This window comes from Streptomyces sp. PA03-1a (assembly GCF_033792805.1).
GTDB lineage: Bacteria > Actinomycetota > Actinomycetes > Streptomycetales > Streptomycetaceae > Actinacidiphila.
Window position 1 is genome coordinate 36,707 of sequence record NZ_JARAVO010000027.1, and the last position, 18,196, is coordinate 54,902.

An 18,196-nucleotide genomic window follows, 5' to 3' on the forward strand; every position below is an offset into this window, starting at 1 on the left:
CCCACCGCGCTGTTCCGGGTCGCCCGCAGCGCCGCCATCCCTCTTGAAACGTCCCTGCACTAGCGTCGCAACCTCTGGACCAGGCGTCCCCCGCACGGGCGGCAGGACGGTGTCGAGTCTTCGGAGTCCCGCCCTCCCCGGCGGATACCCATTGGCCGCCGCCGCTCGGCGATCGCACGCTCCCCCCTGCGCGCCGGCATCTGTTGATACGGCGGTCCGGGGAATTCCAGCACAGTGCCGCACGTCCAACAAGGGCCGACAGGTTTCGAGTGGAATACGTGACTCAGTGCGTCCGGTGGATCACACGGTGTCGGTGGCCTTTCGGATGTCTCCCGGCAATCCGGGCTTTCTCCAGGGGTGTTGGGGCCCGTCGGCCGGTGCCCGGCTGCTGCCAACCGGGGGTGAAGAGTCCGGATGGGCCGTGATGTCGGTTTCGCTGGTATCGGGCGGCCGACCGATTCGCCCTGCTTGTCCCCGCGTTCGTGAGCAAAATCACAGACCGTCAGTTGTATTGGTCATCCAGATCGGGGAATGGGCGCCGATAGATTGACGTTTGACACAGCCGTGTACTACGTCAACCGCGCCTGCCCGGGCGCCCGGTAACAACACGAGGTTCTGACCGGCCCATGAAGACGACCATGATCATGCGACCCATAGCCAACCCGCGCCGCACCACCCTCGCGCACCTGGCGGACGCCGAGGACACGCGGACCGCAGAGGTCGCTCCGGCCGTCGAGGACGCGGAAGCCGTCGTGCTGCCCCGGCAGACCGCCAACCCCCGCCGCACCGTCCTGACGGAGCTGCCGACCGCCTGAGGCGCGGCTCGGCGGGCGGGTCCGGGAGCCACCCCCGGGATAACCTGGAGCGTCAGTCTCCGGCCAGTGAGGTGAGCTGCTTCCCGTGCGCATCGCCAGGTTCTCCATCGACGGCAATGTCGCCTTCGGCGTCGTCGAGGGCGACGAGTCCGTCCCGGACGGACTCGTCCTCGACATCATCAAGGGCATCCCGTTCGCCGAGTACGAGCGCTCCGGCACGAAGGTGCCGCTGAGCAAGGTCCGGCTGCTGCCGCCCGTGCTCCCCAGCAAGGTCGTCGCGATCGGGCGGAACTACGCCGAACACGCCGCCGAGCTGGGCAACGAGGTGCCGGAGGTCCCGGTCGCCTTCTTCAAGCCGTCCACCTCGGTGATCGGCCCGGGCGACCCCATCGTCTACCCCTCCTTCTCGCAGGAGGTGCACCACGAGGCCGAGCTCGCCGTCGTCATCGGCCGGATGTGCCGCGAGGTCCCGCGCGAGCGCGTCGCCGAGGTCGTCCTCGGGTACACCTGCGCCAACGACGTCACCGCGCGGGACGCCCAGAAGGCCGAGAAGCAGTGGGCGCGCGCCAAGGGCTTCGACTCCTCGTGCCCCATCGGCCCCTGGATCGAGACGGACCTCGACCTCGCCGCCGCCAACGACCTCGCCGTCACCGCCACTGTCAACGGCGAGCCGCGCCAGTCCGGCCGCACGAGCCAGATGATCCGCTCCATCGAGGACCTGATCGTGCACATCACCGAGGCCATGACGCTGCTCCCGGGCGACGTCGTCCTCACCGGCACCCCGGCGGGGGTCGGACCGCTCCACGTCGGCGACGAGGTCGCCGTCACCATCGAAGGCATCGGCACTCTCACCAACAAGGTGATCAAGCGTGACTAGCGCAGCACCCGTACGCGTACGTTTCTGCCCCTCGCCGACCGGCAACCCCCACGTGGGCCTGGTCCGCACCGCCCTGTTCAACTGGGCGTTCGCCCGCCATCACCAGGGCACCCTGGTCTTCCGGATCGAGGACACCGACGCCGCCCGCGACTCCGAGGAGTCGTACCAGCAGCTGCTGGAGGCCATGCGCTGGCTCGGCTTCGACTGGGACGAGGGCCCCGAGGTCGGCGGCCCGCACGCGCCCTACCGGCAGTCGCAGCGCATGGACGTCTACAAGGACGTCGCCGCGAAGCTGCTCGGGTCCGGTCACGCGTACAAGTGCTACTGCACCACCGAGGAGCTCGACGAGCGCCGGGAGGCCGCCCGCGCCGCCGGCCGCCCCTCCGGCTACGACGGCCACTGCCGCGACCTCACCGCCGAGCAGGTCGACGCGTACGAGCGCGAGGGCCGCGAGCCCATCGTCCGCTTCCGCATGCCCGACGAGACGATCACCTTCACCGACCTCGTCCGCGGCGAGCTGACCTTCACCCCGGACAACGTGCCCGACTACGGCATCGTCCGGGCCAACGGCGCCCCGCTGTACACGCTGGTCAACCCGGTCGACGACGCGTTGATGGAGATCACGCACGTGCTGCGCGGCGAGGACCTGCTGTCCTCCACCCCGCGCCAGATCGCGCTCTACCGCGCGCTCGCCGAGATCGGCGTCGGCAACGGCACGACCCCGCACTTCGGCCACCTGCCGTACGTCATGGGCGAGGGCAACAAGAAGCTCTCCAAGCGCGACCCGCAGTCCTCCCTCAACCTCTACCGGGAGCGCGGCTTCCTCCCCGAGGGCCTGCTGAACTACCTGTCGCTGCTGGGCTGGTCGCTCTCCGCCGACCGCGACGTCTTCACCGTCGAGGAGATGGTTGCCGCCTTCGACATCGACGCGGTCAACGCCAACCCGGCGCGCTTCGACCTCAAGAAGGCCGAGGCGATCAACGCCGACCACATCCGCCTGCTGGACGTGAAGGCGTTCGCCGAGGCCTGCGGCCCGTGGCTGAAGGCCCCGTTCGCCCCCTGGGCGCCCGAGGCGTTCGACCAGGCCGCCTTCGAGGCGATCGCGCCGCACGCGCAGACCCGTCTGACCGTGCTCTCCGACATCACCGACAACGTCGACTTCCTCTTCCTCGACACGCCGGTGGAGGACGAGGCGTCCTGGCAGAAGGCGATGAAGGACGCGGCTGCCGCCTCGGCGCTGCTCACCACCGCCCGGGAGAACCTGGCGGCCGCGGACTGGAACGCCGAGGCCCTGAAGGACGCCGTCCTCACCGCCGGTGAGACCCACGGCCTCAAGCTCGGCAAGGCCCAGGCGCCGGTCCGGGTCGCCGTCACCGGCCGCACCGTCGGGCTGCCGCTCTTCGAGTCCCTCGAAGTGCTCGGCCGCGAGCGCACCCTGGCCCGCGTCGACGCCGCCCTGGCGAAGCTGGCCGGCTGACCGCGGTACGCCGATCCGCCCCGGGCCCTTGACCAGGAGCCCGGGGCGGCACGCTTCCCGGACCACGCCATGCGCCGCAGGACCAGGCCCCCGATCCCCCCGCTGCCCCAGCGCCGCGGGGTCGACCCCGTGCGCGTGCGGCTGCCCGGCACCGGGACCTGGGCGACGGTCCGCGACCACCTGGTGGACCGGCTCGGCGCCGCGGTCTCCCCGGAGCGGCTGGACGCCATGTTCGCGGCGGGGGAGGTGCACGGCGCCGAGGGCCCGCTCGCCCGCGACGCCGCCTACCGTCCGGGCGGCCACGTCTGGTTCCACCGGGAGCTGCCGGACGAGGTCCCGGTGCCCTTCGACATCGAGGTGCTCCACCGGGACGACCGGCTGCTCGTCGTCGACAAGCCGCACTTCCTCGCCACCATGCCGCGCGGCGGCCACGTCGTGGAGACGGCGCTCACCCGGCTGCGCCACGACCTCGCGCTGCCCGAGCTGAGCCCGGCCCACCGCCTCGACCGGCTCACGGCGGGCGTGGTGATGTTCGTGATCCGCCCCGAGTTGCGCGGCGCCTACCAGACGATCTTCCGGGACCGGCTGGCCCGCAAGGAGTACGAGGCGGTGGCCCGGCACGACCCCGCCCTGGCGCTGCCGCGCACGGTGGAGAGCCGGATCGTCAAGGAGCGCGGGCAGATGGCGGCCCGGGAGGTCCCCGGCGAACCCAACGCCCGCAGCCACGTGGAACTGCTGGACCACCGCGACGGGCTGGCCCGCTACCGGCTCCGCCCGGAGACCGGCCGTACCCACCAGCTGCGGGTGCACATGAACGCCCTGGGGGTGCCGATCCTCGGCGACCCCGTCTACCCGCACGTCCTGCCGCCCGCGGCGCCCGGTGACTTCTCCCGCCCGCTGCGGCTGCTGGCCCGGGTGCTGGAGTTCGACGACCCCGTGACGGGCGAGCGGCACCGTTTCGAGAGCGGCCGGACGCTGTTCACCCGGTGTCCGCCGCGCGCCGGTACCCCGGACGGAGCACAGGGCTAGAGTCGGCATATGCCGATCCGCGCCGTGCTCTGGGACATCGACGACACGATCTTCGACTACTCGGGCGCCGAGCGGACCGGAGCGCTGCGTCACCTGGAGGCCGAGGGCCTGCTCGGCGCGTTCGGCGGCGAGGAGCGGGCGCTGCGCACGTGGCGCGAGGTCATGGAGACGCACTACACGCGCTTCCTCACCGGCGAGCTGACCTTCACCGAGCACCGCAGGGAGCGGGTCAGGGCCTTGCTGGGGCCGGCCGTCGGCGACGCCGCGGCCGACGCCTGGTTCGCGGCCTACTACGTCCATTTCGAGGCCGCCTGGGCGGTCTTCCCCGACGTCGTACCGGCCCTGGAGGCGCTCACCCCCGGCTACCGGCACGGCCTGCTGTCCAACTCCGGCACCGCCCACCAGGAGCGCAAGCTGACCCGGCTGGGCCTGCGCGACCGGTTCGAGTGCCTGGTGTGCTCGCAGGAACTGGGGCACGCCAAGCCCGCGCCGGAGGCCTTCCTGGGAGCGTGCCAGGCGCTGGGACTGCCGCCGGCGGAGGTCGCCTACGTCGGCGACAAGGCCGACACCGACGCGCGCGGCGCGGACGCGGCGGGCCTGTACGGGGTGTGGCTGGACCGTACGGGTTCCGTCACCGCGCCGGACCTGCGGCGGATCACGGGGCTCGCGGAGCTGCCCGCACTTCTGGCGGCGGATACTCGTTTTGGAGCCCCGTCACCGATCGGGTAATGTTCTTCCTGCGCCGCCCGGGCGGGCCGAAAGGCCAGCGCGGGAAGCGCGGCCAAACAAAACCCCCCACGGGGGGTTGAGTTTTGGTGGGGTATGGTGTAATTGGCAGCACGACTGATTCTGGTTCAGTTAGTCTAGGTTCGAGTCCTGGTACCCCAGCGCAGATCTTCTGCAAAGCCCCCGTTGTGTAGCGGCCTAGCACGCTGCCCTCTCAAGGCAGTAGCGCCGGTTCGAATCCGGTCGGGGGTACTGATCTCTCTGGTAGGGATCGCTAGGGCCCCCGTTGTGTAGCGGCCTAGCACGCCGCCCTCTCAAGGCGGTAGCGCCGGTTCGAATCCGGTCGGGGGTACTTGACACACCATGGGGTATGGTGTAATTGGCAGCACGAGTGATTCTGGTTCATTTAGTCTAGGTTCGAGTCCTGGTACCCCAGCACATTTCCACAAGACTTGCCCCCGTTGTGTAGCGGCCTAGCACGCCGCCCTCTCAAGGCGGTAGCGCCGGTTCGAATCCGGTCGGGGGTACATCGAGGAGAGGCCCCCCGCTTCGGCGGGGGGCCTCTCCTGTTTCCCCGTCCGCGCCCGTTCCCGGCGGCCCGCCTCACCCAACTCCGAAGCGGCGGCGGGACTCCTCGGCCTCGGCGAGCCGGCGCAGGCTCAGCAGCACGGGCTCGTAGAGCACCGTGAGCGTCACGGCGGCGGCCGCCTGTTCCAGCGGGGTGTCGTACATCTCGACCAGATCCAGGTCGTGGACGGCCTGTTGGGCGGCAAGGCGCGCGTAGGGCGCCAAGTGCCGTGCGCTGCTGGGGTATCCGAGGCGGGTCAGGGCGGCGACCGCCGTGACGAGCATCCGGTAGGCGGGGGAGGGGCCGTGCTCCTCGCTGCCGTACCGCCAGCCCAGTTCGGCCATCAGCCCGTCCACCTCGCGGCGGGCGGTCCCCGTCGCCGGGTCGTCCTCGTCGGGCTCCGGGCCGTGCGGCAGGACGAAGGTGGCGGCGCCGAGCCGCAGGTGCTGGTTGAGCGACTCGTCCTCCACCGCGGCGAGTACCTCCCGCGCGGTGGCCACCGGCACCTTGCCGATCTGGATCAGCGCCCGGACGAACCGCAGCCGGCGCAGGTGCTCCTCCCCGTACTCGGCCTGCGTGGCCGTGACGCGACGGCCGGGCGGGAGCAGCCCTTCGCGCAGGTAGTACTTGATCGTGGCCGTCGCCACGCCGCTGCGTTCACTCAGCTCGGCCAGTCGCATTCCCTTGCGCCCTCCATTGGATAGTGGCACTATCCAAGCATGGATAGTGCCACTATCCAAGACGACCGACAGGGGTTCCTCATGTCCGCGCAGGTGATTCCGGGCCGCAACACCGCCGCCGCCGAGGGCGGCATCGTCGTGTTCCTCATCGGGATGCGGATCAACCGCTTCCGGTCCCTGGGCAGCTGGCTCCCGGTGTTCCGGGCCATGCCGCGGATGCTGCGGGAGCTGTCGCAGGACGACGGAAGCGGGTTCCTCGGGTACCGGCTGCTGTTCGGCGGGCCCCGCGTGATCTACGTCGTCCAGTACTGGAAGTCCACGGAGCAGCTCTTCGCCTACGCTTCCCAGCAGGACAAGCAGCACCGGCCCGCGTGGGCGGCGTTCAACCGTCGCGCGCGGGCCGGTAAGGGCAGGGTGGGCTTCTGGCACGAGACGTACGCCGTGCCGGCGGGCGGCTACGAGTCCGTGTACGTCGACATGCCCGCCTTCGGGCTGGGCGCCGCGACCGGGGTCGTCCCGGTGGGCCGCCGCGGCGAGACCGCGGCCCAGCGGCTGACGGCGGGCGAGGGGCGGGCGGCCTGAGGCCGGCGTCCCGGCTCAGCCGCTGCGGCGCAGGGACTCGGACAGGCGGGCGGCGGCGTCGACGACGGACTGCGCGTGCATGCGCCCGGGGTGCCGGGTGAGCCGCTCGATCGGGCCGGAGACGGAGACCGCCGCCACGACGCGGTTGGACGGGCCGCGCACCGGGGCCGAGACGGACGCCACGCCCGGTTCGCGCTCGCCGATCGACTGGGCCCAGCCGCGGCGCCGTACGCCGGACAGTGCGGTGGCGGTGAAGCGGGCCCCCTGCAGCCCGCGGTGGAGCCGCTCCGGCTCCTCCCACGCGAGCAGGACCTGGGCGGCGGAGCCGGCCTTCATCGGCAGCGTGGAGCCGACCGGGACGGTGTCCCGCAGTCCGGACAGCCGCTCGGCGGCGGCCACGCAGATGCGCATGTCGCCCTGGCGACGGTAGAGCTGGGCGCTCTCGCCGGTCATGTCCCGCAGATGCGTGAGCACCGGCCCGGCCGTGGCCAGCAGGCGGTCCTCGCCCGCCGCGGCGGCCAGTTCGGACAGCCGGGGACCGAGGATGAAGCGCCCCTGCATGTCGCGCGCCACCATCCGGTGGTGCTCCAGGGCGACGGCGAGACGGTGCGCGGTGGGGCGGGCGAGACCCGTGGCGCCCACGAGCCCGGCCAGGGTGGCCGGGCCGGACTCCAGTGCGCTGAGCACCAGAGCCGCCTTGTCGAGAACGCCGACGCCACTACTGTTGTCCATGCAACGATACTCCCGTCTCACTCTGTGAAACGCAAGTTCAATTTTCCGGCGGACGCGGCACGCTGGAATGCACAGGGCCGCTGCGGCCACTCCCCACAAGGGGGCGGACACGCAGGGCAACGACGAACAGGCCGGCAGAGCGGCCGGTCGGAGGGAATGCGATGGCACGGACACTCGCGGAAAAGGTCTGGGAGGATCACGTCGTACGGCGCGCCGAGGGCGAGCCCGACCTCCTCTTCATCGACCTGCACCTGCTCCACGAGGTCACCAGCCCGCAGGCCTTCGACGGTCTGCGGATGAACGGCCGCCCGGTGCGCCGGCTGGACCTCACCATCGCGACCGAGGACCACAACACCCCCACCCTCGACATCGACAAGCCGATCGCCGACCCGGTATCGCGCACGCAGCTGGAGACGCTGCGCAAGAACTGCGCCGAGTTCGGGGTGCGGCTGCACCCGCTGGGCGACGTCGAGCAGGGCGTGGTGCACGTCGTCGGCCCGCAGCTGGGCCTGACGCAGCCGGGCATGACGGTCGTCTGCGGTGACAGCCACACCTCCACCCACGGCGCCTTCGGCGCGCTGGCGTTCGGCATCGGCACCAGCCAGGTCGAGCACGTGCTGGCCACCCAGACCCTGCCGCTGGCCCCGTTCAGGACCATGGCGATCACCGTCGACGGCGAGCTGCCCGAGGGCGTCAGCGCCAAGGACCTGATCCTGGCGATCATCGCCAGGATCGGCACCGGCGGCGGTCAGGGCTACGTCATCGAGTACCGCGGCTCGGCCATCGAGAAGCTCTCGATGGAGGCCCGGATGACCATCTGCAACATGTCGATCGAGGCGGGCGCCCGGGCCGGCATGATCGCCCCCGACCGGACCACCTTCGACTACCTGCAGGGCCGTCCGCACGCCCCGCAGGGCGAGGACTGGGACGCGGCGGTCGCGTACTGGAGCACGCTCAGGACCGACGAGGACGCCGTCTTCGACCACGAGGTCGTCATCGACGCCGCCTCCCTGTCCCCGTTCGTCACCTGGGGCACCAACCCCGGCCAGGGCGCCCCGCTCAGCGCCTCCGTGCCGGACCCGGCCGGCTTCGAGGACCCCAGCGACCGCCTGGCCGCCGAGAAGGCCCTGGAGTACATGGCCCTGGAGCCCGGTACGCCGCTGCGCGAGGTGAAGGTCGACACCGTCTTCGTCGGCTCCTGCACCAACGGCCGCATCGAGGACCTGCGCTCCGCCGCCTCCGTCGTCAAGGGCCGCAAGATCGCCGACGGCGTGCGGATGCTGGTCGTGCCCGGCTCGGTCCGGGTCGCCCTGCAGGCCGTGGAGGAGGGCCTGGACAAGGTCTTCAAGGAGGCCGGCGCCGAGTGGCGGCACGCGGGCTGCTCGATGTGCCTGGGCATGAACCCCGACCAACTGGCCCCCGGTGAGCGCTCCGCGTCCACCTCCAACCGCAACTTCGAGGGACGGCAGGGCAAGGGCGGCCGCACCCACCTGGTGTCGCCGCAGGTCGCGGCCGCGACCGCGGTCACCGGCCACCTCTCGTCCCCCGCCGATCTGCCCGGCGCAGCCGTCCTGGAGGCCTGAGAACGATGGAAGCTTTCACCACGCACACCGGCCGCGCCGTCCCGCTGCGCCGCAGCAACGCCGACACGGACCAGATCATCCCGGCCCACTGGCTGAAGAAGGTCACCCGCAACGGCTTCGAGGACGGCCTGTTCGAGGCCTGGCGCAAGGACCCCGAGTTCGTCCTCAACCGGCCCGAGCGCCAGGGGGCGACCGTCCTGGTCGCGGGCCCGGACTTCGGCACCGGCTCCTCCCGCGAGCACGCGGTGTGGGCCCTGCAGAACTACGGTTTCAAGGCGGTCATCTCCGCGCGCTTCGCCGACATTTTCCGCGGCAACTCGTTGAAGAACGGCCTGCTCACCGTGATCCTGCCGCAGGAGACGGTCGAGGAGCTCTGGAAGCTGACCGAGTCCGACCCGACGGCCGAGATCACCGTCGACCTGGAGGCCCGCGAGGTCCGCGCCGAGGGGATCACCGCCCCCTTCGAACTGGACGACAACGCCCGCTGGCGGCTGCTCAACGGCCTGGACGACATCAGCCTCACCCTGCAGAACGAGGCCGACATCACCGCCTACGAGGCCAAGCGCCCCTCCTTCAAGCCGCAGACCCTGCAGGTCTGAGCGGTCCGGCGGCCCCCGCGGCCGCCGCCGGCCCACCTCCGCAGCGCCCCCCGCCCCCACCGGGCGGGGGGCGCTGCGGCGTGTTCGGCTCCACACCTCGTGACAACTCACCGCAGATGACACAATCGGCACATGGAACACGATGGCCAACTCGAGCTGTACGGGTTCCTCGCTGCCAGGTTGAAGCAGGCCCACACCCGGGTGGCGGGTCTGCAAGTGCCGGAGGACGTCAGGATGCAGTTGACCCGGCGGCTGCTCGTCATCACCGCGGCCGCGAAGCACGATCTCGCAGGTGCGGCAAGGCGTCTGGAGGAACTGATGAAGGACCTCGACGAAGGCCGATTCCCCGATCAAAGGTCTTCCTGAGCCCCGAGTTCGTTGCGGCACAAGGGTGATTCGCCCGTTTCGTATTTGATTTGCGGTATATATCCGCCTAGCGTGCGAAAAAGCCCGAACTTCATCGCCGGGCAAGTTTCCGAAGGGGAAGACGTGAACAAGGCGCAGCTCGTTGAAGCGATTGCCGACAAGCTCGGCGGCCGTCAGCAGGCCGCGGACGCGGTCGACGCCGTCCTGGACGCGATCGTCCGCGCGACGGTGAGCGGGGACCGGGTCTCGGTCACCGGCTTCGGCTCGTTCGAGAAGGTGGAGCGTCCCGCCCGCTACGCCCGCAACCCCCAGACCGGGGAGCGGGTCCGGGTCAAGAAGACCTCCGTCCCGCGCTTCCGCGCCGGTCAGGGCTTCAAGGACCTGGTCAGCGGGTCGAAGAAGCTCCCCAAGGTCGGAGAGGTCTCCGTCAAGAAGGCGCCCAAGGGCAGCCTGAGCGGAGGCGTCACCGCCAAGGCCACCACCAAGAAGGCCGCCGCGAAGAAGACGACGGCGAAGAAGGCCACCGCTGCCAAGGCGGCCACGGCCAAGAAGACCACCGCCGCCAAGGCCACGGCCAAGAAGACCACCGCGGCCAAGGCGACGACGGCGAAGAAGGCGACCGCCAAGAAGACCACGGCGAAGAAGGCGACCGCCAAGAAGACGGCCCCGGCCAAGAAAGCGCCCGCCAAGTCGGCGGCCCGGAAGACCGCCACCAAGCGGACCGCGAAGCGGTAACGATTCCGCGGACCCGCACACGCCGACGGGCCGGGTACCCCTGACTCAGGGGCACCCGGCCCGTGCCGTCATGTCCTCAGGCCCCCGGGTCGGGGAAGGTCTGCAGCGTCACGAACACCACCCGGCGCCCGTCCCCGCTGCCCTCGGTGCGGATCCGCACCCGCTGACCGGGCCGCAGCAGCCGCAAGCCCCCGGCGTCGAACGCCGCCGCGTCGAACGGCAGCGGCGTCCCGTCGTCCAGCAGCACGCTGCCGGCGCGGGTCTCGGGGTCGTAGGTGTACGCGGTGGCCTGCATGGGCCCCAGCCTATCGGGCACCGCTTCCCGGGGCCGGTGCGCCCGCCGCCGGGCAATCGGCGGGCCCGGGCCCCGCGGGACCCTCCTGCGGAGCCGCCCGAAGTCCGGGCCGCAGCAGCGCCCGCGTGTACGGCCCGACCCCCAGCACCAGGGCGGCGGCCAGGTCCTCGCCCGTATCCACGTCCCGGCGCACGGAGTCCACGTCCGGCAGGACGATCTCGTGGGCGCCGGAAGCCCGGTGGCGGGCGCGTGAGGGCCCCCCGAAGGCCGGCGCGAGGGCGGTCCCGGCGGTGGCCGCAAGCAGCGTGGTGCCGATTCCGGCCGCGTCGGCCAGAAACGACCGTCCTGGGCGCCGGGCGGCCGCGCGGAGCACCGCTGCCAGTTCGGTGGGCCGCAAGGCCGGGAGATCGGCGTTCAGGGCCGCCACGGCCGCGGTGGGGTGGCGCCTGCGGACCACGTCGGCGCCGTGCCGCAGCGCGGCGTTGAGCCCGGCCGCCGGGGAGTCCGCCTGGACGCGCGCCCCGAGGGCCGACAGCGCGGCCCCGGCGAGCGGATCATCGGTGACGACCGTCACATTTCGTACCGCCTCGCAGGAGAGGGCGGCGGCCACGGTGTCCTGCGCGAAGGCCAGTGCCAGTCCGGGCCGCACGGGGCCGACGGCCTCCGCGAGGCGGCTCTTGGCGGCGGCCAGCGGCTTCAGCGGGACGACGAGCGACCATTCCACGGGTGGTGACACCGAACTATTGTGCTCGGGTCCCCCGGGCCCACCACCACCCTGCCCTCAACCCCCCTTCCCGGCGGCCCGCCTCCGGGTGCACGATCTCCCTGGTGCGTGCCCGGGCCTCCTGGCCTCGGTGCTTCCGCCGGGGAGCACCCCGAGGGCCTTTCGCCCTGGCGTTACGGTGGCCCTACCGGCGACACTTGTGCGGCCGCACCGGCCGTACGGTGCCGCCGACCACAGCAGGCCGCGGTCCGGTGATCCCGGGTCGGCGGCGGAACGAGGAGGAGTTCTGGTGTCCCGCCGCAGAATCGGCTTCTGGTACCGGCTCGCAGCCGTCATCGCCAAACCGCCGCTTGTCGTTCTCTTCAAGCGGGACTGGCGCGGAATGGATCACATTCCGGTCGAGGGCGGATTCATCACGGCGGTCAACCACAACTCGTACCTCGACCCGCTGTCGTACGCGCATTTCCAGTACAACAGCGGCCGGGTCCCCCGCTTCCTCGCGAAGGCGCCGCTGTTCAAGCCCGCCTTCGTCGGCGCGATCCTGCGCGGCACCGGCCAGATCCCCGTCTACCGGGAGAGCACCGACGCCGCCAACGCCTTCCGGGCCGCGGTGGACGCCATCAACTCCGGCGAGTGCGTCGCCTTCTACCCGGAGGGCACGCTGACCCGCGACCCCGAGATGTGGCCGATGGTGGGCAAGACGGGCGTCGCCCGGGTCGCGCTGATGACCAAGGCCCCCGTGATCCCGGTCGCCCAGTGGGGCGCCAACGAGGTCATGCCGCCGTACGCGAAGGAGAAGAAGCTGCGCCTCTTCCCGCGCAAGACGCTGCGGGTCGTCGCCGGGCCGCCGGTGGACCTGTCGGCCTTCTACGGACAGGAGGCCAGCGTCGAGGTGCTCAAGGACGCCACCGACACCATCATGGCCGCGGTCAGCGAGCTGCTGGGCGAACTGCGCGGTCAGACCCCGCCCGCCGAGCGCTTCGACCCGCGCAAGCAGAAGGGCAGCACCAAGTGACGACGCGCTGCGCGATCTACGGCACGGGCTCCTGGGGCACCGCCTTCGCGATGGTCCTCGCCGACGCGGGTGCCCAGGTCACCATGTGGGGCCGCCGCCCCGAGGTGATCGAGGCCGTCAACAGCACGCGCAGCAACCCGTACTACCTGCCCGGGACCGAGCTGCCGGAGTCGATCCGGGCCACCACCGACCCCGCCGAGGCCGCCCGGGACGCGGAGTTCGTGATCCTCGCCGTACCGTCGCAGACGCTCCGCGGCAACCTGGCCGAGTGGCAGTCGCTGCTGCCCCGCGACTCCGTGCTGGTCAGCCTGATGAAGGGCGTCGAACTCGGCACGGCCAAGCGGATGAGCGAGGTCATCGAGGAGGTCGCCAAGGCGGGCCCGGAGCGCGTCGCCGTGCTGTCCGGCCCCAACCTCGCCAAGGAGATCGCCGCGCGGCAGCCCGCCGCGAGCGTGGTCGCCTGCCGTGACGAGTCCGTCGCCAAGCGGCTGCAGGCCGCCAGCCACACCGCGTACTTCCGCCCGTACACCAACACCGACGTCGTCGGCTGCGAACTCGGCGGCGCGGTGAAGAACGTGATCGGCCTGGCGGTCGGCATCGCCGACGGCATGGGCCTGGGCGACAACACCAAGGGCTCGCTGATCACCCGCGGACTGGCGGAGACCACCCGGCTCGGCATCGCGCTCGGCGCCGACCCGCTGACCTTCTCCGGCCTGGCGGGTCTGGGCGACCTGGTCGCGACCTGCTCCTCGCCGCTGTCGCGCAACCACACCTTCGGCTTCAACCTGGGCAAGGGCATGACGCTGGAGGAGACCATCGCGGTCACCCGGCAGACCGCCGAGGGCGTCAAGTCCTGCGAGTCGGTGCTCGACCTGGCCCGCCGGCACGGCGTCGACATGCCCATCACCGAGACCGTCGTCGACATCGTGCACAACGGGAAGCAGCCCGTCGTCGCGGTCAAGGAGCTGATGTCGCGCTCCGCGAAGTCGGAACGCTGACGTCCGGAACGGTAAGGTCAACGCGACATGAGCATTCAGCCTTCTTCCCGCAAGCCGCGCGTCGCCGTCGTCTTCGGCGGACGCAGCTCCGAGCACGCCATCTCGGTCGTCACCGCAGGCGCGGTGCTGAGCGCGATCGACCGCGACAAGTACGACGTGCTGCCGATCGGCATCACCACCGACGGCCGTTGGGCGCTCACCGCCGACGACCCGTCCCGGATGGCGATCGCCGACCGCACGCTGCCCAGCGTCGCGCAGCTCACCGAGTCCTCCGACGGCACGGTGCTGCTGCCGGTGGACCCGGCCAGCCGTGAGGTCGTCTACAGCGAGCCCGGCTCGGTGCCCAAGGTCCTGGGCGACGTCGACGTCGTCTTCCCCATGCTGCACGGCCCGTACGGCGAGGACGGCACCCTCCAGGGCCTGCTGGAACTCTCCGGCGTGCCCTACGTCGGCTCCGGAGTGCTCTCCTCGGCCGTGGGCATGGACAAGGAGTACATGAAGCGGGTCTTCACCTCCTTCGGCCTGCCCGTCGGCCCGTACGTCGTGATCCGCCCGCGCGAGTGGGAGAACGACCCGGCCGCGGCCCGCAAGAAGGTCGTGGACTTCGCCGCCGACCACGGCTGGCCGGTCTTCGTGAAGCCCGCCCGTGCCGGGTCCTCCATGGGCATCAGCAAGGTCGACGACCTCACCGGCCTGGACGAGGCGATCGAGGAGGCCCGCCGGCACGACCCCAAGGTGCTCGTGGAGTCGTTGCTGCGGGGCCGCGAGATCGAATGCGGCGTCCTGGAGTTCGAGGACGGCCCGCGCGCCTCGGTCCCCGCGGAGATCCCCCCGGTCACCGCGCACGACTTCTACGACTTCGAGGCGAAGTACATCGACTCCGCCGAGGGCGTCGTCCCCGCGCCGCTGACCGCGGAGCAGACCGCGCAGGTGCAGCGGCTCGCCGTGGCCGCCTTCGACGCGGCCTCCTGCGAGGGCCTGGTCCGTGCGGACTTCTTCCTGCAGGACGACGGCGAGTTCGTGATCAACGAGATCAACACGATGCCCGGCTTCACGCCGATCTCCATGTACCCGCGCATGTGGCAGGAGAGCGGCGTCGGCTACGCGGAACTGGTGGACCGGCTGATCCAGGCCGCGCTGCGGCGCTCCACCGGCCTGCGCTGAGCCGCGATCGGCCGGGAGCGGTCCGCCGGACCCGTCAGAGTTCGGAGGGGATCGTCGTCTCCACGGCGCGTCCGAGGTCGGTCAGCGGATCGACCTCGGGCGCGTACTTTGCCGGCACCGTCACCTCGACGAAGGTCCTGCGGCCGGTCGTCGTGAAGCGGTAGCCGTCGTCGGTCTTCTCGATGAGCCAGCTCACGCCGTTGACCTCCACCGCGTCCGCGGTGGGGTTGTACGCCGCGCTGCCCGGGGTCAGCATCTCGGGTCGCGGCACGCCGCAGCGCAGCACCACCGTAGGATCCCCCCATCCGGCGGTGAGGTCGGAGACGGGGCTCACCGACCGCTTCGACAGGCCGTCGACCTTCCGCGGCAGCGCGTCGTGGAGGGCGCCGCACATCCGGGCGGCGGAGGCGGAGGGCGACGGGACGGCGACCCCGCCCGCGGCACCGCCGGAAGCGGAAATCCAGACCGCCGCCGCGGACGAGCACGCGACGGCGGACAGGGAGACGAGCGCGACCCGGCGGTACATCACCCGCCGAGCCTACAGGGGGCCTACAGATGGACGACCGGACAGGTCAGGGTGCGGGTGATGCCCTCCACCTGCTGCACCTTCGCAACCACGAGGCGCCCCAGGTCGTCGACCGTGTCGGCCTGGGCCCGCACGATCACGTCGTACGGACCGGTGACGTCCTCGGCCTGGATGACCCCGGAAATCTTGGAGATCACCTCCGCTACTGCCGAGGCCTTCCCGACCTCGGTCTGGATCAGAATGTACGCCTGTACCACGGAACCTCCAGGGCGGCTACGAGGATCATGTGGGAGGGAACGTCACGGTACCGCGTCGCCGCATGCCGCGGGGAGACCCGCGCGGTACCGGCCGTGCCGAAGCCGTCGCGCAAGCGCACACAGAAGGGGACCGGCCAGGTGAAGGGGACAGTCAGATGAAGGGCACCGTGGGCGAACTGGGGGAGTTCGGACTCATCAGGGAGTTGACCGCCCGGCTCACCTCCAGCCCCGCCGTCCGGCTCGGACCGGGTGACGACGCCGCCGTGGTCGCCGCCCCGGACCGGCGGGTGGTGGCCACCACCGACGCGCTCGTGGAGGGGCGGCACTTCCGCCGCGACTGGTCCACCGCCTACGACGTGGGCCGCAAGGCCGCCGCGCAGAACCTCGCCGACATCGCCGCCATGGGTGCCGTCCCGACCGCGGTGCTGCTCGCCCTGGTCGTCCCTGCCGACCTGCCGGTGACCTGGCCGGTCGAGCTGATGGACGGCATCCGGGACGAGTGCCAGGTGGCCGGCGCGGCCGTGGTCGGCGGCGACGTCGTCCGCGGTGACACGATCATGGTCTCCATCACCGCACTGGGTGACCTGCGCGACCGCGAACCCGTCACCCGATCCGGTGCCCGCCCCGGCGACGTCGTCGCCGTCACCGGCTGGCTGGGCTGGTCCGCGGCGGGACTGGCCGTCCTCTCCCGGGGGTTCCGCTCGCCGCGGGCCTTCGTCGAGGCCCACCGCCGTCCCGAACCGCCGTACCACGCAGGTCCCGCCGCCGCGGAACTCGGTGCGACGGCCATGACCGATGTGAGCGACGGGCTCGTCGCCGACCTCGGCCACATCGCCGCCGCCAGCGGCGTCGCCATAGACCTGTCCTCCGCCGACATCGACATCCCCGCGCAGATGGCCGACATCGGCCAGGCCGTCGGGGTCGACCCGCTGCACTGGGTGCTGACCGGGGGAGAGGACCACGCGATAGTCGCCGCCTTCCCCCCGGACACGAAGCTGCCCGCCCGCTGGCGGGTCATCGGCCGGGTGGTGAAGGCCACCACGGCACCCCAGGTCACCGTGGACGGCGCCCCCTGGGACAAGGCGGGCGGCTGGGACCACTTCGGATCCGAGTAGCGACGGCGACTAGATTCGCCGTATGACGATCCCACCGCGTGTGCTCACCGTCGCCGGCTCCGACTCCGGCGGCGGAGCGGGCATCCAGGCCGACCTGAAGACCATGCTCGCCCTCGGCGTCCACGGGATGAGCGTGGTCACGGCCGTCACGGCGCAGAACTCACTGGGCGTCCAGGGCGCCTGGGACCTGCCGGTGGACGCCGTACGGGCCCAGTTCCGCAGTGTCGTGGACGACATCGGCGTCCAGGCGGTCAAGACCGGGATGCTCTCCTCGGCGGAACTCGTCACCGCCGTCGCGGAACTCCTCGCCCCGCTCGACGTCCCCGTGGTCGTCGACCCCGTCGGCGTCTCCAAGCACGGCGACCCGCTGCTCGCCGCCGACGCCGTCGACGTCGTACGGACCCGCCTGCTGCCGCTGGCCACCGTCGCCACCCCGAACCTGGACGAGGTGCGCCAGATCACAGGAGTCGTCGTGGACGGCGAGCCCGCCATGCGCGAGGCCGCGGCGGCCGTCCTCAAGTGCGGCCCCCGCTGGGTCCTGATCAAGGGCGGCCACCTCAGCGGCGCCGCCGTCGACCTGCTCACCGACGGCAGCCGCGAGCACTGGCTGCGCGCCACGCGCCACGACAACCGGCACACCCACGGCACCGGCTGCACCCTGGCGTCCGCCGTCGCCTCGTTCCTGGCGCGGGGCCTGGACGTCCCCGAGGCGGCCCACGCCGCCAAGGAGTACGTCACCGGCGCCATCGCGGCGGGCTTCCCCCTGGGCGGCGGCATCGGCCCCGTGGACCACGCCTGGCGGCAGCGCTGAGGCGAACCGGCGGGAGGGCACAGCAGAAAGCCGGTCCACCACGAGGGTGGACCGGCTCCGGTAGCCGCAAGGCTGCGCTACGACGTCCTATGCGTCAGCGCGCGACCTTGCCGGCCTTGATGCACGAGGTGCAGACGTTGAGGCGCTTCGGCGTCCGACCGACCACAGCACGCACCGTCTGGATGTTGGGGTTCCAACGACGGCGAGTACGGCGGTGCGAGTGCGAGATGTTGTTGCCGAAGCCCGGCCCCTTGCCGCAGACGTCGCAGTTGGCAGCCACGGGTCACTCCAAAGACTTCAGATGCACTAACGGATAAATCCCGGCGGCATCCGGCATCCGTCAAAATGATTGAAGGAAGACCAGTGATGCCGAGGGACGGCCCGGGACAGCCCCAGGCAACCGGAGCAGCATACTACGTCCGCTCCTGTCCCTCGAAATTACCATGGTCAGCGGTACGGGCGGTCGCCCGGTGGGCCCCGGCGCTCAGTACGCTGCGTGCGGACACCTCCCCACCCCAGGTC

At 71.4% G+C, this 18,196-nt stretch carries 22 protein-coding genes and 5 tRNA genes; 20 read left to right on the forward strand and 7 right to left on the reverse strand.

Features of this window, described 5'->3' with window-relative positions:
* Positions 1–626 precede the first annotated feature (626 nt).
* The 10 genes from PV341_RS08590 (at position 627) to PV341_RS08635 (ending at position 5,451) form a co-directional block, all read left to right on the forward strand.
* Positions 627–815 carry a hypothetical protein gene (locus PV341_RS08590; protein ID WP_500325619.1) on the forward strand — a complete coding sequence of 63 codons (189 nt, stop codon included), beginning with the start codon at positions 627–629 and terminating at the stop codon, positions 813–815.
* 85 nt (positions 816–900) lie between these two features.
* On the forward strand, positions 901–1,692 hold the full coding sequence (locus tag PV341_RS08595; RefSeq protein ID WP_499514183.1) for a fumarylacetoacetate hydrolase family protein: 792 nt from the start codon (positions 901–903) through the stop codon (positions 1,690–1,692).
* Positions 1,685–3,169, forward strand: coding sequence for a glutamate--tRNA ligase (gltX, locus tag PV341_RS08600; RefSeq protein ID WP_500325621.1), 1,485 nt, complete (start codon positions 1,685–1,687; stop codon positions 3,167–3,169). The genes PV341_RS08595 and gltX overlap by 8 nt, the downstream gene beginning before the upstream one ends.
* Positions 3,170–3,238: 69 nt before the next feature.
* On the forward strand, positions 3,239–4,198 hold the full coding sequence (locus tag PV341_RS08605; protein WP_500325622.1) for a pseudouridine synthase: 960 nt from the start codon (positions 3,239–3,241) through the stop codon (positions 4,196–4,198).
* A 9-nt stretch (positions 4,199–4,207) separates the two neighbouring features.
* Entirely contained in the window at positions 4,208–4,927 is a 720-nt protein-coding gene (locus tag PV341_RS08610; RefSeq protein ID WP_500325624.1) for an HAD family hydrolase, read from the forward strand.
* An 87-nt stretch (positions 4,928–5,014) separates the two neighbouring features.
* Positions 5,015–5,086, forward strand: a tRNA-Gln gene (locus tag PV341_RS08615).
* Positions 5,087–5,103: 17 nt separating this feature from the next.
* Positions 5,104–5,176, forward strand: a tRNA-Glu gene (locus PV341_RS08620).
* 27 nt (positions 5,177–5,203) lie between these two features.
* A tRNA-Glu gene (locus PV341_RS08625) sits at positions 5,204–5,276 on the forward strand.
* A 12-nt stretch (positions 5,277–5,288) separates the two neighbouring features.
* Positions 5,289–5,360 (forward strand) — tRNA-Gln (locus tag PV341_RS08630).
* 18 nt (positions 5,361–5,378) lie between these two features.
* A tRNA-Glu gene (locus PV341_RS08635) sits at positions 5,379–5,451 on the forward strand.
* 76 nt (positions 5,452–5,527) lie between these two features.
* Here PV341_RS08635 and PV341_RS08640 read toward each other — a convergent pair.
* Entirely contained in the window at positions 5,528–6,172 is a 645-nt protein-coding gene (locus tag PV341_RS08640) for a MerR family transcriptional regulator (protein ID WP_500325626.1), read from the reverse strand.
* 81 nt (positions 6,173–6,253) lie between these two features.
* Between PV341_RS08640 and PV341_RS08645 the strand changes: the two genes are divergently transcribed.
* Positions 6,254–6,754 (forward strand): DUF4188 domain-containing protein, encoded by a 501-nt coding sequence (locus PV341_RS08645; protein WP_500357266.1) that lies wholly within the window; start codon positions 6,254–6,256, stop codon positions 6,752–6,754.
* 15 nt (positions 6,755–6,769) lie between these two features.
* Here PV341_RS08645 and ndgR read toward each other — a convergent pair whose 3' ends face one another.
* A complete protein-coding gene (gene ndgR, locus PV341_RS08650; protein ID WP_499514189.1) occupies positions 6,770–7,486 on the reverse strand; it encodes an IclR family transcriptional regulator in 717 nt (238 codons plus the stop codon).
* Between the two features lie 161 nt (positions 7,487–7,647).
* On the opposite strand from ndgR, the gene leuC reads away from it, so the two are divergent.
* From leuC to PV341_RS08670, 4 genes are all read left to right on the forward strand, one after another.
* Complete coding sequence (gene leuC, locus PV341_RS08655) at positions 7,648–9,069, forward strand: 3-isopropylmalate dehydratase large subunit (protein WP_499514190.1); 1,422 nt, start codon at positions 7,648–7,650, stop codon at positions 9,067–9,069.
* 5 nt (positions 9,070–9,074) lie between these two features.
* A complete protein-coding gene (gene leuD, locus PV341_RS08660) occupies positions 9,075–9,668 on the forward strand; it encodes a 3-isopropylmalate dehydratase small subunit (RefSeq protein WP_500325629.1) in 594 nt (197 codons plus the stop codon).
* Positions 9,669–9,800: 132 nt separating this feature from the next.
* Positions 9,801–10,034, forward strand: a complete 234-nt coding sequence (locus PV341_RS08665; protein ID WP_018562075.1) for an SCO5555 family protein — start codon at positions 9,801–9,803, stop codon at positions 10,032–10,034.
* 123 nt (positions 10,035–10,157) lie between these two features.
* Positions 10,158–10,769, forward strand: a complete 612-nt coding sequence (locus PV341_RS08670; RefSeq protein ID WP_500325631.1) for an HU family DNA-binding protein — start codon at positions 10,158–10,160, stop codon at positions 10,767–10,769.
* A gap of 76 nt (positions 10,770–10,845) precedes the next feature.
* Here PV341_RS08670 and PV341_RS08675 read toward each other — a convergent pair whose 3' ends face one another.
* Both PV341_RS08675 and cofC read right to left on the reverse strand, forming a co-directional pair.
* Positions 10,846–11,064: a hypothetical protein gene (locus PV341_RS08675; protein WP_018562077.1), complete on the reverse strand. Its 219-nt coding sequence runs from the start codon at positions 11,062–11,064 to the stop codon at positions 10,846–10,848.
* 10 nt (positions 11,065–11,074) lie between these two features.
* Positions 11,075–11,788, reverse strand: coding sequence for a 2-phospho-L-lactate guanylyltransferase (cofC, locus tag PV341_RS08680; RefSeq protein WP_500357268.1), 714 nt, complete (start codon positions 11,786–11,788; stop codon positions 11,075–11,077).
* Positions 11,789–12,077: 289 nt separating this feature from the next.
* On the opposite strand from cofC, the gene PV341_RS08685 reads away from it, so the two are divergent.
* From PV341_RS08685 to PV341_RS08695, 3 genes are read left to right on the forward strand one after another with little or no spacing between them, the layout of a single operon-like run.
* Positions 12,078–12,803 carry a lysophospholipid acyltransferase family protein gene (locus PV341_RS08685; protein WP_500325632.1) on the forward strand — a complete coding sequence of 242 codons (726 nt, stop codon included), beginning with the start codon at positions 12,078–12,080 and terminating at the stop codon, positions 12,801–12,803.
* Positions 12,804–12,853: 50 nt separating this feature from the next.
* On the forward strand, positions 12,854–13,801 hold the full coding sequence (locus PV341_RS08690) for an NAD(P)H-dependent glycerol-3-phosphate dehydrogenase (protein ID WP_500325860.1): 948 nt from the start codon (positions 12,854–12,856) through the stop codon (positions 13,799–13,801).
* 27 nt (positions 13,802–13,828) lie between these two features.
* Positions 13,829–14,965, forward strand: a complete 1,137-nt coding sequence (locus tag PV341_RS08695) for a D-alanine--D-alanine ligase family protein (protein WP_500325634.1) — start codon at positions 13,829–13,831, stop codon at positions 14,963–14,965.
* Between the two features lie 34 nt (positions 14,966–14,999).
* On the opposite strand, the gene PV341_RS08700 is transcribed toward PV341_RS08695, so the two are convergent.
* Together PV341_RS08700 and PV341_RS08705 are read right to left on the reverse strand one after the other, a co-directional pair.
* Entirely contained in the window at positions 15,000–15,491 is a 492-nt protein-coding gene (locus PV341_RS08700; RefSeq protein ID WP_500357270.1) for a DUF3515 domain-containing protein, read from the reverse strand.
* 23 nt (positions 15,492–15,514) lie between these two features.
* The gene (locus PV341_RS08705; RefSeq protein ID WP_018562083.1) at positions 15,515–15,748 is read right to left on the reverse strand and encodes an Lrp/AsnC family transcriptional regulator; all 234 of its coding nucleotides are present in this window, start codon (positions 15,746–15,748) and stop codon (positions 15,515–15,517) included.
* A 155-nt stretch (positions 15,749–15,903) separates the two neighbouring features.
* Between PV341_RS08705 and PV341_RS08710 the strand changes: the two genes are divergently transcribed.
* Together PV341_RS08710 and thiD are read left to right on the forward strand one after the other, a co-directional pair.
* Positions 15,904–16,863 (forward strand): thiamine-monophosphate kinase, encoded by a 960-nt coding sequence (locus tag PV341_RS08710; protein ID WP_499514196.1) that lies wholly within the window; start codon positions 15,904–15,906, stop codon positions 16,861–16,863.
* 22 nt (positions 16,864–16,885) lie between these two features.
* The gene (thiD, locus tag PV341_RS08715) at positions 16,886–17,674 is read left to right on the forward strand and encodes a bifunctional hydroxymethylpyrimidine kinase/phosphomethylpyrimidine kinase (protein WP_500325636.1); all 789 of its coding nucleotides are present in this window, start codon (positions 16,886–16,888) and stop codon (positions 17,672–17,674) included.
* A 94-nt stretch (positions 17,675–17,768) separates the two neighbouring features.
* Here thiD and rpmB read toward each other — a convergent pair whose 3' ends face one another.
* Complete coding sequence (gene rpmB / locus PV341_RS08720; RefSeq protein ID WP_014628431.1) at positions 17,769–17,954, reverse strand: 50S ribosomal protein L28; 186 nt, start codon at positions 17,952–17,954, stop codon at positions 17,769–17,771.
* Between the last annotated feature and the right edge of the window lie 242 nt (positions 17,955–18,196).